Source organism: Salipiger sp. ABN3_019 (genome assembly GCF_056158605.1).
On sequence record NZ_JBSWTP010000003.1, the window covers coordinates 82,163 to 98,095 of the forward strand.

General features: G+C 65.3%; 14 protein-coding genes. 5 read left to right on the top strand and 9 right to left on the bottom strand.

Going from position 1 to position 15,933, the window contains the following annotated elements; translation table 11 throughout:
- Nucleotides 1-6: 6 nt before the first annotated feature.
- The 4 genes from ACXAD2_RS02940 to ACXAD2_RS02955 form a co-directional block, all read right to left on the bottom strand.
- Nucleotides 7-1,044 carry a LacI family DNA-binding transcriptional regulator gene (locus ACXAD2_RS02940; protein ID WP_237220288.1) on the bottom strand — a complete coding sequence of 346 codons (1,038 nt, stop codon included), beginning with the start codon at nucleotides 1,042-1,044 and terminating at the stop codon, nucleotides 7-9.
- 40 nt (nucleotides 1,045-1,084) lie between these two features.
- A complete protein-coding gene (locus ACXAD2_RS02945) occupies nucleotides 1,085-2,581 on the bottom strand; it encodes a tripartite tricarboxylate transporter permease (protein ID WP_475166690.1) in 1,497 nt (498 codons plus the stop codon).
- 10 nt (nucleotides 2,582-2,591) lie between these two features.
- Nucleotides 2,592-3,011, bottom strand: coding sequence for a tripartite tricarboxylate transporter TctB family protein (locus tag ACXAD2_RS02950; RefSeq protein ID WP_066111675.1), 420 nt, complete (start codon nucleotides 3,009-3,011; stop codon nucleotides 2,592-2,594).
- A gap of 77 nt (nucleotides 3,012-3,088) precedes the next feature.
- Nucleotides 3,089-4,138: a type 2 periplasmic-binding domain-containing protein gene (locus ACXAD2_RS02955; RefSeq protein ID WP_224905311.1), complete on the bottom strand. Its 1,050-nt coding sequence runs from the start codon at nucleotides 4,136-4,138 to the stop codon at nucleotides 3,089-3,091.
- Nucleotides 4,139-4,386: 248 nt separating this feature from the next.
- Between ACXAD2_RS02955 and araD the strand changes: the two genes are divergently transcribed.
- The 5 genes from araD to map all read left to right on the top strand — a co-directional run bounded on the left by araD (nucleotide 4,387) and on the right by map (nucleotide 10,330).
- Nucleotides 4,387-6,129, top strand: a complete 1,743-nt coding sequence (araD, locus tag ACXAD2_RS02960; protein ID WP_475166694.1) for an L-arabinonate dehydratase — start codon at nucleotides 4,387-4,389, stop codon at nucleotides 6,127-6,129.
- 10 nt (nucleotides 6,130-6,139) lie between these two features.
- Nucleotides 6,140-7,036 (top strand): dihydrodipicolinate synthase family protein, encoded by an 897-nt coding sequence (locus tag ACXAD2_RS02965; RefSeq protein WP_475166696.1) that lies wholly within the window; start codon nucleotides 6,140-6,142, stop codon nucleotides 7,034-7,036.
- Nucleotides 7,037-7,107: 71 nt separating this feature from the next.
- Nucleotides 7,108-8,637: an aldehyde dehydrogenase (NADP(+)) gene (locus ACXAD2_RS02970; RefSeq protein ID WP_475166698.1), complete on the top strand. Its 1,530-nt coding sequence runs from the start codon at nucleotides 7,108-7,110 to the stop codon at nucleotides 8,635-8,637.
- A gap of 71 nt (nucleotides 8,638-8,708) precedes the next feature.
- A complete protein-coding gene (locus ACXAD2_RS02975; protein WP_475166701.1) occupies nucleotides 8,709-9,422 on the top strand; it encodes a ribonuclease activity regulator RraA in 714 nt (237 codons plus the stop codon).
- Nucleotides 9,423-9,580: 158 nt separating this feature from the next.
- The gene (gene map / locus ACXAD2_RS02980) at nucleotides 9,581-10,330 is read left to right on the top strand and encodes a type I methionyl aminopeptidase (RefSeq protein WP_475166704.1); all 750 of its coding nucleotides are present in this window, start codon (nucleotides 9,581-9,583) and stop codon (nucleotides 10,328-10,330) included.
- 76 nt (nucleotides 10,331-10,406) lie between these two features.
- Here the strand turns inward: map and ACXAD2_RS02985 are convergent, their stop codons facing one another.
- From ACXAD2_RS02985 to ACXAD2_RS03005, 5 genes are all read right to left on the bottom strand, one after another.
- Nucleotides 10,407-11,195, bottom strand: a complete 789-nt coding sequence (locus ACXAD2_RS02985; protein WP_475166706.1) for an ABC transporter ATP-binding protein — start codon at nucleotides 11,193-11,195, stop codon at nucleotides 10,407-10,409.
- Nucleotides 11,192-12,049, bottom strand: a complete 858-nt coding sequence (locus ACXAD2_RS02990) for an ABC transporter ATP-binding protein (RefSeq protein WP_475166707.1) — start codon at nucleotides 12,047-12,049, stop codon at nucleotides 11,192-11,194. The genes ACXAD2_RS02985 and ACXAD2_RS02990 overlap by 4 nt, the downstream gene beginning before the upstream one ends.
- Nucleotides 12,046-12,978: an ABC transporter permease gene (locus ACXAD2_RS02995; RefSeq protein ID WP_066111694.1), complete on the bottom strand. Its 933-nt coding sequence runs from the start codon at nucleotides 12,976-12,978 to the stop codon at nucleotides 12,046-12,048. The genes ACXAD2_RS02990 and ACXAD2_RS02995 overlap by 4 nt, the downstream gene beginning before the upstream one ends.
- Nucleotides 12,975-13,976: an ABC transporter permease gene (locus ACXAD2_RS03000; protein WP_066111968.1), complete on the bottom strand. Its 1,002-nt coding sequence runs from the start codon at nucleotides 13,974-13,976 to the stop codon at nucleotides 12,975-12,977. The genes ACXAD2_RS02995 and ACXAD2_RS03000 overlap by 4 nt, the downstream gene beginning before the upstream one ends.
- A 64-nt stretch (nucleotides 13,977-14,040) precedes the next feature.
- A complete protein-coding gene (locus ACXAD2_RS03005; protein ID WP_475167120.1) occupies nucleotides 14,041-15,630 on the bottom strand; it encodes an ABC transporter substrate-binding protein in 1,590 nt (529 codons plus the stop codon).
- Nucleotides 15,631-15,933 lie beyond the last annotated feature (303 nt).

The window sequence follows — 15,933 nt, forward strand, 5'->3', positions numbered from 1 at the left end:
CGGCTCTCAGGCGGAGCCGCGCCGCACCACCTCAAAGCCGAGGTCGATGACCGAAGACCCGTCTTTGTCACCGCGCAGACGCGCCAGCATGCTTTGGGCTGCGGCGCGCCCGAAGGCGGCCATATCTACCCGCACCGTGGTGATCCCCGGCTCGACCGAGGCCGCGAACTCCTGATCGCCGAAGCCGACCACGGCGATCTGCCCCGGCACGTCAAACCCCTGCGCCTGCGCCTCGACCATGACGCCATGCGCCAGCAGGTCGGACGAGCATTGGATCAGCCCGCCGGTGAACCCCTGTTCGAGCAACTGCCGCAGCGCCGCGCGGCCATTGGCCAGCGACGCCTGCGCGTCGAAGAGCGCGCGCGGCACGTCGCCGGGGACATGTTTTTGCCATTCCTGCACGAAGGCCTCGCTGCGGCGGCGGGCCCGTTCGTCCCCGGCAGAGACGGTGCCAACCGTGCGGTAGCCCGCATTCCACGCGAACTCGGCGACGGCCCGGCCGGTCTCGACGTGGCTGAAGCCGACGCAGAAGTCGATCGGGCTGTCGGTGATGTCCCAAACCTCGGCCACCGGGATCTCGGCCCCGAGCAGCATCCGCCGCGCCTGCGCCGAATGGTGGATGCCGGTGAGGAACATCGCATCGGGCCGCCGCGACAGGTGTGCGGAGATCAGCTTTTCCTCATCCTCGGGACCAAAGCCGGTTTCCGAGAGCAGGATTTGATACCCCTCCTCGCGCATCTCTTCCGAGAAGGCCTTCACCATCGAGGAGTAAACGATGTTGGTGATCGACGGCACCAGCGCCGAGATCAGCATCGACTTGCTGGTCGCCAGCGCCCCGGCCAGCGCATTGGGCACAAAACCCGTCTGCGCGATAGCTTCCTTGATCTTCGCAAGCGTTGCGGGCGACACTTTCGACGGGTCCGACAACGCACGAGAGACAGTGACCTGACTGACGCCCGCCAGCCTGCCCACTGCCTCCATGGTGACGCCGCGGCCCTGACCTTTTCGGCTGGCCCGCGGTTTTTTTTCCTGCTCCTCGCCCATCGCGCGCATCTTTCTGTCAGCGGCGGTCCGGGCGCAAGCCTCAGACTGCCTCGTCCGTGATCTCTTTCTTCTTTTTCGCCATCAGCGCGGCGCCTGCAACCGATCCTGCGATGAGGATCCACAGAACCACGGCAATCCAGCTCTTGGTGAAGAAGATCGTCGCGTCACCAAAGCTCTCGAGACTCTTGATGAAGTAGATCTCGGCGGACGGGCCAAGGATGAAGCCGATGATGAAGGGCGCCACCTCGAGCCGCAGCTTGGTGAAGAGCCAGCCCAGCACCCCGAAGATCAGCAGCGTCCAGACGTCGAACATGATGCCGTAGTTGATCGTATAGGCACCGATCACGCACATCATCAGGATGACGGGGAAGAGGATGTGCTTGGGGATCGTCACCACCAGCGCGAAGTAGCGGATGGCGAAATACATCATGGCGAACATGGCGATATTGGCGATCAGCATGGCGATGATCATCGCGTCCCAGGTGCCCGGGTTGTTGCCGATGAACAGCGGACCGACCTGAATGCCCTGCAGGGTGAACGCCCCAATGAGCAGCGCGGTTGTCGAGTTGCCCGGAATGCCCAGCGAGAGCAGGGGCACCAGCGCGCCGCCGGTCAGGCCGTTGTTGCCCGCCTCAGACGCCATGATCCCCGCCGGCTCGCCCTTGCCGAAGTTCTCGGGGCGCTTCGAGAAGGTCTTGGCGTTGGTGTAGCTGATGATCGACGCCGCCGAGCCGCCAACGCCGGGCAGGATGCCGATGAAGGTGCCGATCAGCGACGAGCGCACGAGGTTGATGCTCTGGCCCTTGAAGATCCCGAAGGAGAAGCGCGAGTGCTTGCCGACGTTGATGTCTTTGGTCGAATGGCCCTTGGGCACGCCGATCTCGGCCTGCTCGAGGATGGCCGCAAGACCGAAGAGGCCGATCAGCACGGGCAGCAGCGAGAAGCCGCTTTCCAGCCAATATTCAGTGCCCGGTGGCACGAGGCGCAGCTCGCCATTGCCCCCGCGCGAGATGTCATAGGTGCCGATGAGGCTGATGAAGATCCCCAGAATGCCCGAGAAGATACCCAGCAGCATGTCCGAGGACAGCGCCGCCATGACGGTGAGCGCGAAGAAGATGATCAGGAACTTCTCGACGTAGGAGAACTTGATGGCGAAATCGGCCAGCGTCGGCGCGAAGAGGTCGAGCACCAGCAGCGAGACGAGGCCACCGACCAGCGAGGCGACGATGCCGATGCGCAGCGCCTTCTCGCCCTCGCCCTTCTGGGCCATTGGATAGCCGTCGAAGGTTGTGGTGATAGAGCTTGGCGTGCCGGGAATGCCCAGCAGAATGGCGGGCACGAGGCCGCCCGAAATGCCGCCGACATAGAGGCCGAGCAGCAGCGCCAGACCGTTCTCGAGGCCCAGCGAGTAGGTGAGCGGCAGACAAACGGCAACGGCCATGGTGGCGGTCATGCCGGGGATCGCCCCGAAGATGATGCCGATCAGCGTGCCACCGACGATCAGCGAGACGAAAAGCGGGGTAAGGATCTCGAACATGGGTCGGACCTCAGGGCAAAGTCAGGAAGAGGGGATAGGTGAACAGCCACCACACGAAGGTCGGCCCGACCAGCGCGACGATCAGCAGCGGCAGGATTTGACGGAACCCCCGCTCGTGCATGAACAGGATGCCGGTCGCCAGCACATAGGGGATCGAGCACAGCAGGAAGCCGAGGCCGGTGTTCGGCCAAATGTCACCCACCGGAACCATCAGCGAGAAGTAAAGCAGCGTCAGCGCCAGCGCGCCGAGGAAGCGCGGCTTGTCCATCGCCGACCACGAGGCGCGCCAATAGCTGCCCGCCGCGGCGATGCGTGCCCGGTCGCGGATGACGATGGCAAGGCCAAGCAGGCCAAGGACGATCGCGATGATGGTGGGGAAAATCAGGTGTGACGTCTGAAAGTCGATGGTCACACGGGTAAGGTCGCCCATTGGGTCCTCCCTATGGGTAGCTTCTGTCAGTGGGTCCGGCCGAGCGCCGCCCGGCCGAACCGAATGTCATCTGGCTATCAGGACCCGGACGAGATGTCCTCGATCACCTTCTTATAGGTGTCGCGCTTCTCGTTCAGATGCGCTTGGGCATCTTCGGTCGAAAGGTAGTTCGGGATGAAGAAGGCTTCCTTCTGACGCTCCTGAATTTTCCCCTCCTCGAAGATCTCGGCCAGCGCACCGTCGATGGCGTCGATCACTTCGGGGTCCATGTCCTTGTTGAACAGGAAGAAGAATTCCTTGTCGAAGGTGAAGTCCGCGCTGTCGCTCACCGGCACCGAGGTCTCGGGGCTGGCGAAGCTCAGCATGTCGTCGCGGGTGGTGCCGCCCATGCCGGCCTCGGGGGCCTGCTCGAGCGTTTCAGGGCGCGCGGTGATCCACACGAAGCGCATCGCCTTCTCGTCCGACGGATCGAGCTGGGTGAATTGCTCGTTGGCCTGGATCGAACCGTTGATCACATCCGCCAGATCGTCCCACATCGCTTGGTTCTTGTCCGACTGCGAGCCGGTGTTCACCGCGACGATGTTCTCTTCCGAGCCCGGAGCGCGCAGCTTGGCGGCGTTTTTCATCGCCGAGAAGCCGATCTCCGACACACCGCCCGGCTGGATGGCGACGCGCACGCGGGTGCCAGCCTCTGCCGCCGCAAGGATGTCTTCCATCGACTGATAGGGGCTGTCGGCGGGCACGAGGTAGGCGTTGCCGGGGTTGATCGCCACGGTCGGGCCGACCGCGTAGTTCGCGAAGGGATCATCGTAGCCGCTGACGCCATAGAGATTGCCGAGGTAGCTCTGGTCATGGAAGATCATGATCGTGGTGCCACGCTTGTCACGGCCGAGCGCCTTGAATGCCTCGGACGCGCCGACGGCGTCGACCTTGATGTTGATGCCCAGCTTTTCGGACAGCGCCTCGGCAACGATGGCCGAGTTCTGGTAGGTGTCACCGCCCGTGGATTTCGAGCCGATCACCATGCGCATGTTGCGCGGCAGGTTCTGCGCCTCTGCGGCGAGCGGAGCTGCAACCATGGCCGCAGCCGAAACGGCGGCAAGAAGGGTTCTGCGGGTAAATTTCATCGTTTCCTCCCGATGGGCCGCTGAGCGGCCGGCTTCTACTGACCGGGCGGTCTCCTGTCTCGCACCCGGATGTCGTGGCCATACGCTATGAAAGCGCATACATAGCTCAAGACCACATTCGCAGGCCGTCTGTCAAGGATTTCTGCTAAAAGTTAATTTCACAGTTAAATCACCGTGAATTGCTTGACGTCTCTTTATGTATGCGCATACATCGTCGCCAAGTGACCGCGATGAGACGGAGGAGAATCATGTCGCAAAAGCCACGCAAGACCCCGGAGCAACTGCGCAGCGCGCGCTGGTTCGCCCCTGACGATCTTCGCAGCTTCGGACACCGTTCGCGGATGATGCAGCTTGGATATTCCGAAGAGGAATTCCGCGATAAGCCGATCATCGGCATCCTGAACACATGGTCGGAACTCAACTCCTGCCACAGCCACTTCCCCGAGCGCGTCAAAGACGTGAAGCGCGGCGTGCTGCAGGCGGGCGGCCTGCCGGTCGAAATGCCCGCGCTGTCGGTGGACGAGAGCTTCAACAAGCCGACCTCCATGCTCTACCGCAACATGCTGGCGATGGAGACCGAAGAGCAGATCCGCGCCCACCCGCTCGACGGCGTGGTGCTGATGGGCGGCTGCGACAAGACCACGCCGGGCCTCGTGATGGGCGCCATCTCGGCGGGCGTTCCGTTCATCTACCTGCCCGCTGGCCCGATGCTGCGCGGCAACTACGCGGGCAAGATCCTCGGCAGCGGCTCGGACGCTTGGAAATACTGGGACGAGCGCCGCGCGGGCAATATCACCGATGAGGAATGGCTTGGTCTTCAGGGCGGCATCGCGCGCTCGGCGGGCACCTGCATGACCATGGGCACCGCCTCGACGATGACCGCGATCACCGACGCCATGGGCCTTACGCTGCCCGGCGCCTCGTCGATCCCCGCGTCCGATTCGGGCCACCAGCGCATGGGCGCCGACTGCGGACGCCGCGTGGTCGATATGGTCTGGGAGGACATGACCGCCGATCAGATCATCACCCCCGCCTCGGTGCAGAACGCCGCCAAGGTCGCCATGGCCACCGGCTGCTCGACCAACGCCGTGGTCCACCTGATCGCCATGGCGCGCCGCGCCGGGGTCGATCTGACGCTGGACCATCTCGACGCGCTTGGCCGGGTCACCCCGCTGATCGCCAACGTCCGCCCCTCGGGCAAGGACTACCTGATGGAAGACTTCTTCTATGCGGGCGGTCTGCGGGCGCTGATGAAGCAGATGGAAGAGATGCTCGACACCTCCTGCGTCACCGTCACCGGGCGCACCTTGGGTGAAGAGATCGAAAGCGCGCAGGTGTTCAACGACGACGTGATCCGTCCGCTGTCGAACCCGGTCTACCACGAGGGCTCGCTGGCGCTGCTGCGCGGCAACCTCTGCCCCGATGGCGCGGTGATCAAACCGGCGGCCTGCGATCCCAAGTACCACGTGCACGAAGGTCCGGCGCTGGTCTTCGACAGCTACCCCGAGATGAAGGCGGCGATCGACGACGAAAACCTCGACGTTACCCCCGATCACGTGCTGGTGCTGCGCAATGCCGGTCCGCAGGGCGGTCCGGGCTTCCCCGAGTGGGGCATGCTGCCGATCCCCAAGGCGCTGATCAAACAGGGCCACCGCGATATGCTGCGCATCTCTGACGCGCGCATGTCCGGCACCTCTTACGGCGCCTGCGTGCTGCACGTCGCACCCGAAAGCTTTGTCGGCGGCCCGCTGGCGCTGCTGAAAACCGGCGACATCGTGCGGCTCGACCTGCCCAACCGCAGCCTCGACATGATGGTGGACGAAGAAGAGATCGCCCGCCGCAAGGCCGCATGGACGCCGCCGGAGCCGCGCTTCGAACGGGGCTGGGGCTACATGTTCTCGCGCCATGTGACGCAGGCCGACAAAGGCTGCGACTTTGATTACCTCGAACGCGATTTCGGCCGCACCGCGGGCGAGCCCGACATTTTCTGAGGAGACACATATGCTCGATCTCGATACCGCCCTCGCCGGCATTTCCGGCATCCTCGTCACCCCCTATGACGAGGCGGGCGAGATTGCCCCGGCCAAGCTTTCGCCGATCATCGACCGCGCGCTTGGCGCCGGGCTGCACATGCCCGTGGTCAATGGCAACACCGGCGAGTTCTACGCGCTGACCACCGACGAAGCCTGCACCATGGCCCGCGAGGTCTGCGCCATGGTGGACGGCCGCGCCCCGGTGCTGGCGGGCATCGGCCGCGGCATCCGCGACGCCTGCGCATTGGCCAAAGCCAGCGCCGAGGCAGGCGCCACCGCGTTGATGATCCACCAGCCGCCCGATCCCTTCGTGGCGCCGCGCGGCACGGTGGATTACGTCAAGGCCATCGCCGACGCCTCGGGCGGTCTGCCGATGATGCTCTACCTGCGCAACGACGCGATCGGGACCGGCGCCATCGCCGATCTCTGCGCCGTGCCGGGTGTGAAGGGCGTGAAATGGGCCACCCCGAACCCGCAGAAGCTCGCCGCCGCCAAGGCTGCCTGCGATCCCTCGATCACCTGGGTCGGCGGTCTTGCCGAGGTCTGGGCACCGACCTTCTATGCGGTGGGCGCGCGCGGCTTCACTTCGGGGCTGATCAACGTCTGGCCGGAGCGTTCGCTGGCGATCCACGCCGCGCTCGAGGCGTCGGATTATGTCGAGGCCAACCGCCTGATCGGCGAGATGCAGGCCTTTGAGGACATCCGCGCCGAAGAGCTCAACGGCACCAATGTCACCGGCGTGAAGGCTGCGCTGCAGGCCACCGGCTTTGACTGCGGCGCGACCCGCCCGCCCTCGGCATGGCCGCTGACCCCGGCGCAGCAGGACAAGCTGCAGGTCTTCCTCAAGACCAACGGCCTGATCTGATCCGCCTGTTGGGGCGCCGCACCGGCGCCCCTCCCCCAAGTTTCCCTCTGCCCCCGAAAGGACCTTTCCCCATGGACGGCACGACCCCGATCTTCACCCCGCATGGCAAGCACCTGATCGCAGGTGAGTGGATCGCCACCGAGGCGCAATTCTCCTCCGAACCCGCCACCGGCCCGGTACATGCCTTCTCTGTCGGCACGCCCGAGCTGGTCGATCAGGCCTGCAAGGCCGCCGAAGACGCCTTCTGGACCTATGGCTACACCAGCCGCGAGACCCGCGCGAAGTTCCTCGAGGCCATCGCCGACGAGATCGAAGCGCGCGGCGAGGCGATCACCGAAATCGGCAGTCAGGAAACCGGCCTGCCCGAAGCGCGCCTGCAGGGCGAGCGTGGCCGCACCACCGGCCAGCTGCGTCTCTTCGCCGAGCACATCCGCAAGGGCGACTACCTCGACGTGCGCGTCGATGCCGCCCTGCCCGACCGCCAGCCGCTGCCGCGCCCCGAACTGCGCATGGTGCAGCGCCCGATCGGCCCGGTCGCCGTTTTCGGCGCATCGAACTTCCCGCTCGCCTTCTCCACCGCGGGCGGTGACACCGCCGCCGCGCTGGCCGCCGGCTGCCCGGTCGTGGTCAAGGGCCACTCCGCCCACCCCGGCACCGGCGAGATCGTCGCCGAAGCCGTTGCCGCCGCGATCGAAAGCTGCGGCATGCCCAAGGGTGTCTTCTCGCTGATCCAAGGCGGCAACCGTCAGGTCGGTCAGGCGCTGGTGCAGCACCCGCTGATCAACGCCGTGGGCTTCACCGGCTCGCTCGGTGGGGGCCGTGCGCTGTTCGACCTCTGCGCGCAGCGTGAGGTTCCGATCCCCTTCTTCGGCGAGCTGGGCTCGGTGAACCCGATGTTCGTGCTGCCCGAGGCCACCAAGGCGCGCGGCGCCGAGATCGGCACCGGCTGGGCCGGCTCGCTGACCATGGGCGCGGGCCAGTTCTGCACCAACCCCGGCATCGCCGTGGTCGGCACCGGCGCCGAAGGCGATGCCTTTGTCGAGGCCGCGCGCGCCGCGCTGGAAAAGGCCGCGCCGCAGGTCATGCTCACCGAGGGCATCGCGGGCGCCTATCGCTCCGGCAAGGACCGCTTCGATGGTCGGAACGCGGTGCGTCCGCTGCTCACCACCGAGAGCGGCCCGCGGTCGGCCTCGCCGAACCTCTATGAGACCGACGCCGCGAACTACCTGCAGGATCACGCGCTGGGAGAAGAAGTCTTCGGCCCGCTCGGCCTTGTTGTCCGGGTCTCGGACGTCGACGAGATGGTCACGCTCGCCAAGGGCTTCGAAGGCCAGCTCACCGCGACGCTGCATATGGACGACGGCGATGCAGATGCCGCCCGCGCGCTGCTGCCGGTGCTGGAGCGTAAGGCGGGCCGCGTGCTGGCCAACGGCTTCCCCACCGGCGTCGAGGTCTGCGAAGCAATGGTCCACGGCGGCCCCTACCCCGCCTCGACCAACTTCGGCGCGACCTCGGTCGGCACGCTGTCGATCCGCCGCTTCCTGCGGCCGGTCTGCTACCAGAACATTCCCGGCGCCGTGCTGCCCGAGGACCTTGCCTGACGCGAAACTTTGCCCGGTCCGTCTTCTTGCCCCGTGCGGACCGGGCCCCCGATTTACTGGAGGAGAACTCGATGAATCCCGAAACCCGTGACATTCTGATGGATGTGTCCGTCGCGACGCTGGCCACCGCGCTCTTCAAGCGCGGCCTGCGCAACCAGGTGATCCAGGGCGTGCACCCGGTCGGCTGGAAGGGCAAGAACATGGTCGGCCCCGCCTTCACCCTGCGCTACATGCCCGCCCGTGAAGACCGCAACCAGCTCACCGAGTTCCGCAACCCCGAGCACCCGCAGCGCGTGGCGATCGAGACCTGCCCGGAAGGCAGCGTTCTGGTGATGGACAGCCGCAAGCAGGCCAATGCCGCGTCTTCGGGTGACATTCTGATCACCCGCCTGATGATGCGCGGCGGTGCTGGCGTGGTGACCGATGGCGGCTTCCGCGACGCGGCGGTGATCGCCGAGCTCGACATCCCGGCCTATCACACCCGCCCGTCGAGCCCGACCAACCTCACCAACAATGAGGCCATCGCGATCAACGAGCCGATCGGCTGCGGCGACGCGCCGGTTTTCCCCGGTGACATCATCGTTGGCGACGCCGACTGCGTCATCGTGATCCCGGCGCATATGGCCGAAGAGGTTGCCGCCGAGGCCAAGGAAATGACCGCCTACGAGGATTTCGTCGTCGAGCAGGTCAAGGCCGGCGAGCCGATCATCGGCCTCTACCCGCGCGTCAACGAAGAGAAATACGGACCCCTCTTCGAAGCATGGCGCCAGAAGAACGGCCGCTGATCCAGCCATCCTCCCCCGGCGCGGCCCTCCCTCGCGCCGGACCATTGGGGGCCGGTCTCTGCCATTGCGCGGGGGCTGGCCCCTGTTTCATTTCACGCGCTGACATTCCCCGTGGGCAGCTATATGGTGCGCGCTCACGCAAAACGGGAGCGCCCCGCATGACGATCACCCAAGAAGATGAGCTCGACGGGCTGAAAGATATCGGCCGGATCGTCGCCAACACGCTGCGCGCCATGGCAAAAGCCATGGAGCCGGGCATGACCACGCGCGAGCTCGATGAGATCGGCCGCGCCTTCCTCGAACGGCACGGCGCCGAATCCGCGCCGCAGTCGGCCTATGATTTCCCCGGCGCCACCTGCATCAGCGTGAACGAAGAGATCGCCCATGGCATCCCCGGCGAGCGGATCATCGCGCAGGGCGATCTGGTGAACATCGACGTCTCTGCTTCGAAAGATGGGTTCTTTGCCGACACTGGTGCCAGCTACCGCGTCGGGCCCGCGCATCCGCTGCTCGACAAGCTGTGCCGCGATGGCAAGCGCGCCATGCAGATCGGCATCGGTCAGGTCGCCGAGGGCAAGCCACTGGCCGGGATCGGCAACGCCATTGGCAAGTTCGCCGATGAGCGCGGCTACACGCTGATCCGCAACCTCGCCAGCCACGGTGTCGGGCGCTCGCTGCACGAATACCCCGAAGAGATCGCAACCTGGCCGACCCGCAGCGACCGGCGCCGGATCGACAAGGGGCTGGTGCTGACCGTCGAGCCCTTCCTCTCCACCGGCGGGCTCTGGGCCAGCGACGGCGAGGATGGCTGGACGCTCTACGCCGAACCCTGCGCCCCGGTCGTGCAATACGAACACACCATTGTGGCCACGACGCGCGGCGCGATCATTCTCACCCAGCCGGGCTGAGGCAGACGCGCCTCCGCAAACGAAAAAGCGCCGCCCGGCAATCAGCGGGGCGGCGCTTCTGTCGGTCTGGCGGCGATCAGCTCGCTTCGGCCATCCCTTCATGCCCGGACGAGCGCAGCGCGCTGTCGAGCAGGTGGCGGGTATAGGGATGCTCGGCCCGCAGGTTGCGCATCTCCTCCACTTCCAGCGTCTCGACGATCTCGCCCTTCTGCATGACCGCCACGCGGTCGCACATATGGCCGATGACCCCAAGATCGTGGCTGACCATGAGATAGGTCAGTCCGAACTCGGCACGCAGGTCCGACAGCAGGTTGAGGATCTCGGCCTGCACCGACACGTCGAGCGCCGAGGTCGGCTCATCCAGCAGCAGCACCTTGGGCTCGGGCGCCAAGGCCCGCGCGATGGCGACGCGCTGCCGCTGCCCGCCCGACAGCTGGTGCGGGTAACGGAAGCGGAAGCCGCCGCCCAGACCCACCTGTTCCAAGAGCCGGTCGATGCGCGCATCCACCCCGTCCTTGATGCCGTGCAGCGCCAGCGTCTCGCTCAGCACCCGGTCGATGGTCTGGCGCGGATGCAGCGAGGCATAGGGGTCCTGAAACACCATCTGCACGCGGCGATAGAAGCTGCGCGAGCGTTTGGCTCCCGCCAGCGTCTCGCCGCCCACAGCCATGGCGCCATGCCAGTCGGTGACCAGCCCGACCAGCGCGCGCAGCACCGTCGACTTGCCCGAGCCGGACTTGCCGACAAGCCCGTAGCTTTCGCCCTGCGCCACGTTCAGGTCGATCCCATGCACCACGCGATTGCGCTCGTGACCTTCGCCGAAGAAAACCTCCAGCCCTTCGATCTGAATTTCCGGCTGGCTCATAGCATCGCACTCACAGACGGGGCCTCGCGCCAGACCGGATCGCGCTCAAGCGCCTCCAGCCGCGGACGCGGGCGTTCGAGATCGGGGACCGAGTTCAGAAGTCCCAGCGTGTAGGGGTGTTTCGCCTCATGCAGCTTGCCCGCCTCGCAGACCTCGACGATCCGCCCGGAATACATCACCGCCACCCGGTCGCAGAAGCCCGCCACCAGATTGAGATCGTGGCTGATGAAGATCAGACCCATGCCGCGCTCGCGCACCAGCTTGTCCATGATCTCCAGCACCTGCAGCTGCACCGACACGTCGAGCGCCGAAGTGGGCTCGTCGGCGATGAGGATCTCGGGGTTGGGGATCAACATCATGGCGATCATGATGCGCTGGCCCATGCCGCCCGAGACCTCATGCGGGTAAAGCTTCATCACCCGCTCGGGCTCGCGGATCGCCACGGCGTCGAGCATCTCCAGCGCGCGTTTGCGCGCCTCGGCCTTGCCCACCTTTTCATGGGTGCGCAGCGCCTCGACGATCTGGTCGCCGACGGTCATCACCGGATTCAGCGAGTATTTCGGGTCCTGCATGATCATCGAGATATGCTTGCCCCGGATCGCCCGCATCCGCTTCGGCGAGGCATCGAGCAGGCTTTCGCCCTGCATCTCCATGCGATCCGCCGTCACCTCACCCGGCTTGCGGATGAGCCCGAGGATGGCCCGGCCGGTCATCGACTTGCCGGAGCCGGACTTGCCGACGATCCCCAGACGTTCCTTGCCGAGCGAGAGGGAAATCCCCCGCACCGCTTCGAAGGTCCCGGAGCGCGTGGGAAAGCGCACCGAGAGGTTCTCGATATCCAGAAGATTGCTCATTTGCCGGCCTCCTTCGGGTCAAGCACGTCGCGCAGACCGTCGCCGATCAGGTTGAAGGCGAGCGAGATGGCAAAGATCGCAAGGCCGGGGATGGTGGCCACCCACCAGTAGTCGAGGATGTACTTGCGTCCCTCCGAGATCATCGCGCCCCACTCCGGGCTCGGCGGCTGTGCACCAAGGCCGAGGAAGCCGAGGCCTGCGGCGGTGAGGATGATCCCCGCCATGTCGAGCGTCACCCGAATGACGAGGCTCGAGATGCACAGCGGCCAGACGTGGCGCGTGATGATGCGCAGCGGCCCGGCGCCCTGCAGGCGGATGGCGTGGATATAGTCGGCATTGCGGATGGTCAGCGTCTCGGCCCGTGCGATACGGGCGTAGGGCGGCCATGCGGTCAGCGAGATCGCCAGCACCGCGTTTTCGATCCCCGCCCCCAGCGCCGCCACGAAGGCCAGCGCAAGGATGAGCCGCGGGAAGGCGAGGAAGATGTCGGTGATGCGCATCAGCACGGTATCGACCCAGCCGCCGAAATAGCCCGCGCAGGTGCCGATGATCAGCCCCAGCAGCGGCGCCACCAGCGCCACCAGCAGCACGATGTAGATCGAGATCCGCGCGCCATAGAGCAGCCGCGAATAGATGTCGCGGCCAAGGCTGTCGGTGCCAAAGATATGCCCGTCCCAGCCCGGCGGCTTGAGCCGCGCACCGAGGTCCTGAACGAAGGGATCATTGGTCGCCAGCAGCGGCGCGAAGATCGCCGCCAGCACGAGGATGGCCAGCACGATCAGGCCAAGCGTGGTCAGCTTGTTGGAGGTCAGCTTCAGCCAGCCCTGATACCAGGCGGCGGCGCGCGCCTGCCCGCGGGACTGCGGCGTGTCGCTGAGCAGCCAGGCCTTCAGGCCCGGCTTTGCGTCGGTTTTGGTGTGCGAGGTCATTTGGCCCTCGGATCGAAGAAGCGGTAGAGAAGGTCCGAGAAGATGTTGAGGCAGACGAAGATCGTGCCGATCACGACGGTGCCCCCAAGGACCGAGGCCATGTCATTGGCCAGAAGCGAGGTGGTGATATAGCTGCCGATGCCGGGCCATGCGAAGATGATCTCGGTCAGCACCGAGCCTTCGAGCAGGTTGGCATAGGCCAGCGCGATCACCGTGATGAGCTGGATGGCGATGTTGCGGAAGGCATGGCGCCAGACCACGTTCCATTCGCTCAGCCCCTTCACCCGCGCGGTGATGACATATTCCGAGTTCAGCTGTTCAAGCATGAAGCTCCGGGTCATGCGGCTGATGTAGGCAAGGCTGAAATAGCCCAGCAGACAGGCCGGCAGGATGATGTGCGAGAGCGCGTCCTTGAACACGTCCCAGTCGCCCGCGATCAGCGCGTCGACCAGCAACAGCCCCGTGCGCGTTGGCACCAGCCCCTCGTAGAACACGCCAAGCCGCCCGGGCCCGGCCACCCATCCAAGGATGCCGTAGAAAATCAAAAGCCCCATGAGTCCGAGCCAGAAAATCGGCATCGAATAGCCCACAAGGCCGATCAGGCGCGAAAGCTGGTCGATCCAGCTGCCGCGGTAGACCGCCGCCAGAACCCCCAGCGGCACGCCCAGAACCACCCCGAGGATGGTGCCGATCGTCGCCAGTTCCAGCGTCGCGGGGAAGACGCGGGCAATATCCTCGGCCACCGGCTTGCCGGTGCGGATCGAGGTGCCGAAATCGCCTTGCAGCACGTCGCCCACATAGATGGCGAACTGCGCGATCAGCGGCTTGTCGAGACCCAGCTCCTGGAAGACCTGGTCATATTGCGCTTGGCTTGCGCGCTCGCCGATCACCGCGAGCACCGGGTCGATCGGCATCACGCGGCCGATCATGAAGGTGACGAAGAGCAGGCCCAGAAGGGTGATCGCCACGGTGAAGATCAGGCTGACGGATTGCTTCAGCCATTTAGGCGGAAAGGAGGACGCCGAGCGCCCTCCTCCGTTTGTCGTTGTCTCTGCCACGGGATTACTTCGTCACAACCCAGTAGGAGACCGCGGTGGTCGCGCCGCCAGCCACGAAGTGCTCGACGCCCGACTGCATGGCGTTCTGCTCGATCTGCTGGAACATCATGCCGAAGGGGCTGACTTCCATGTGCTCGCGCTGCAGCTCTTCGTACATCGCGGCACGCTTGGCGCTGTCCTGCTCGACGACGGCGGCGAGGGTCTCTTCGCTCATCTCCGGCAGTTCCCATGCGTTGCGCCACGCCAGCAGGCCGGTCGCGCCCGCCTCATCCGAGTTGTCGGGGTTGTAGGCGAAGGTGCCGGCATTGGTGTTGGGGTCGGGATAGTCCGGGCCCCATGCGCCGAGGTAGATGTCATGCTCACGCGCGCGGTAGGTGTCGAGCGTCTGCGCGCCGGTGCCCACAATCATCTCGACGTTGATGCCGATCTGGCCCCAGGTGTTCTGCAGCGACTGACCGATGTCGATCCGCTCCTGCGCGTCACGCACGTTGATGGTGATGTCGAAGCCGTCACCATAGCCTGCCTCGTCCAGCAGACCTTTGGCCTTCTCGATGTCGAAGCTGTAGGGCGTGTCGTCGATCGCACCCATGAAGGTCGCGGGCAGGAAGGACTGGTGCGTGATGTACTGGCCCTTGAGGAAGCTGTCCTGCATGCCGGTGTAATCGGTGGCGTATTTCATCGCCTCGATCACCTGCGGGTTCGACAGGATCTCGTTCTTCTGGTTGGCCGACCAATACATCAGGCGGCCGCGCAGCTCGTCGACGACCTTGACGCTGTCGACGCCTTCAAGGCCCGCCACATCCTCGGGCGAGAGGTTGCGCGCAATGTCCACGTCGCCGCGTTCCAGCTGCAGACGCTGCGTGGCGCTTTCCTGAATGTGCTGCACGATCACGCGCTTCATCGCGGGCGCATCGCCTGCATACTCGGGGTTCAGGTCCAGCGTGTAGCTTTCATCGGGCTTCCACGACGCCAGCTTGTAGGGGCCCGAGCCCGCGGTGTTGTCGCGCAGCCATGCGTTGCCCATGTCGCCGTCGACCTCATTGGCCATCACGGTTTCCATGTCGACGATGCCGCCGATGGTCGCCGCAAGGCAGTTGAGCACGAAGGACACGGCATAGGCCTTGTCGAGCTTCAGCACGAGGGTCTTCTCGTCGGACGCAACGATTGTCTCCTCGACGTTGTCCGGCGTAAAGCCGAACTGCGTCAGGATGAACGAGGGCGTCTTGTTGAGCATCACCGCGCGGCGCAGCGAGAACTCGGCGTCCTTCGCGGTCACCGGGTTGCCCGAGGCGAAGACGTGGCCGTCCGCCATGGTGAAGGTGATCTGGGTGCCGTCTTCGGAAACTTCCCAGCTTTCCGCCAGCGCCGGCTGGAAGCCCGAGTCGAGGTCCATCGGATCGAAGTCGACCAGCGATTCATAGACGTTGCGGCTGATGTCGGCGCCGGTGAACTCGAAGCTCTCGGCCGGGTCCATCGTCTTGATGTCGTCGATGCGCTGCGCGATCACCAGCATGTTCGGCGGCGTTTCCGCCTGCGCGGTCAGCGCCGTGCTGGACAGCAGCGCCGCGGTCAGCAGTGCCGCGCCGATGCGCATCGTCCGCGCCGGGGTATGTCGGGTCATGGTCGTCTCCCTGAAGTTTTTTGGTCTCTGCCGCGCTCCCGCGCCGCTGCGGCCAATCTCGACATCTCCGGGATGGAGCATACAGCCGTCGCGACGTCATAGGGGGCGCTGCCGGAAGGTTCGGCGAGAAATTGAGCCTTGTCGATCATTTTTTGATCAAACGTTAAAATCCGGCGGTGGTATCGTCGCGTCAATATTCCCGTTTAAGCGGATCGCAACCATTCGCGCTATCGCGCCTTACCGCTTTGGCCCGGTGTACCAGCGGTGTGAGTCGCC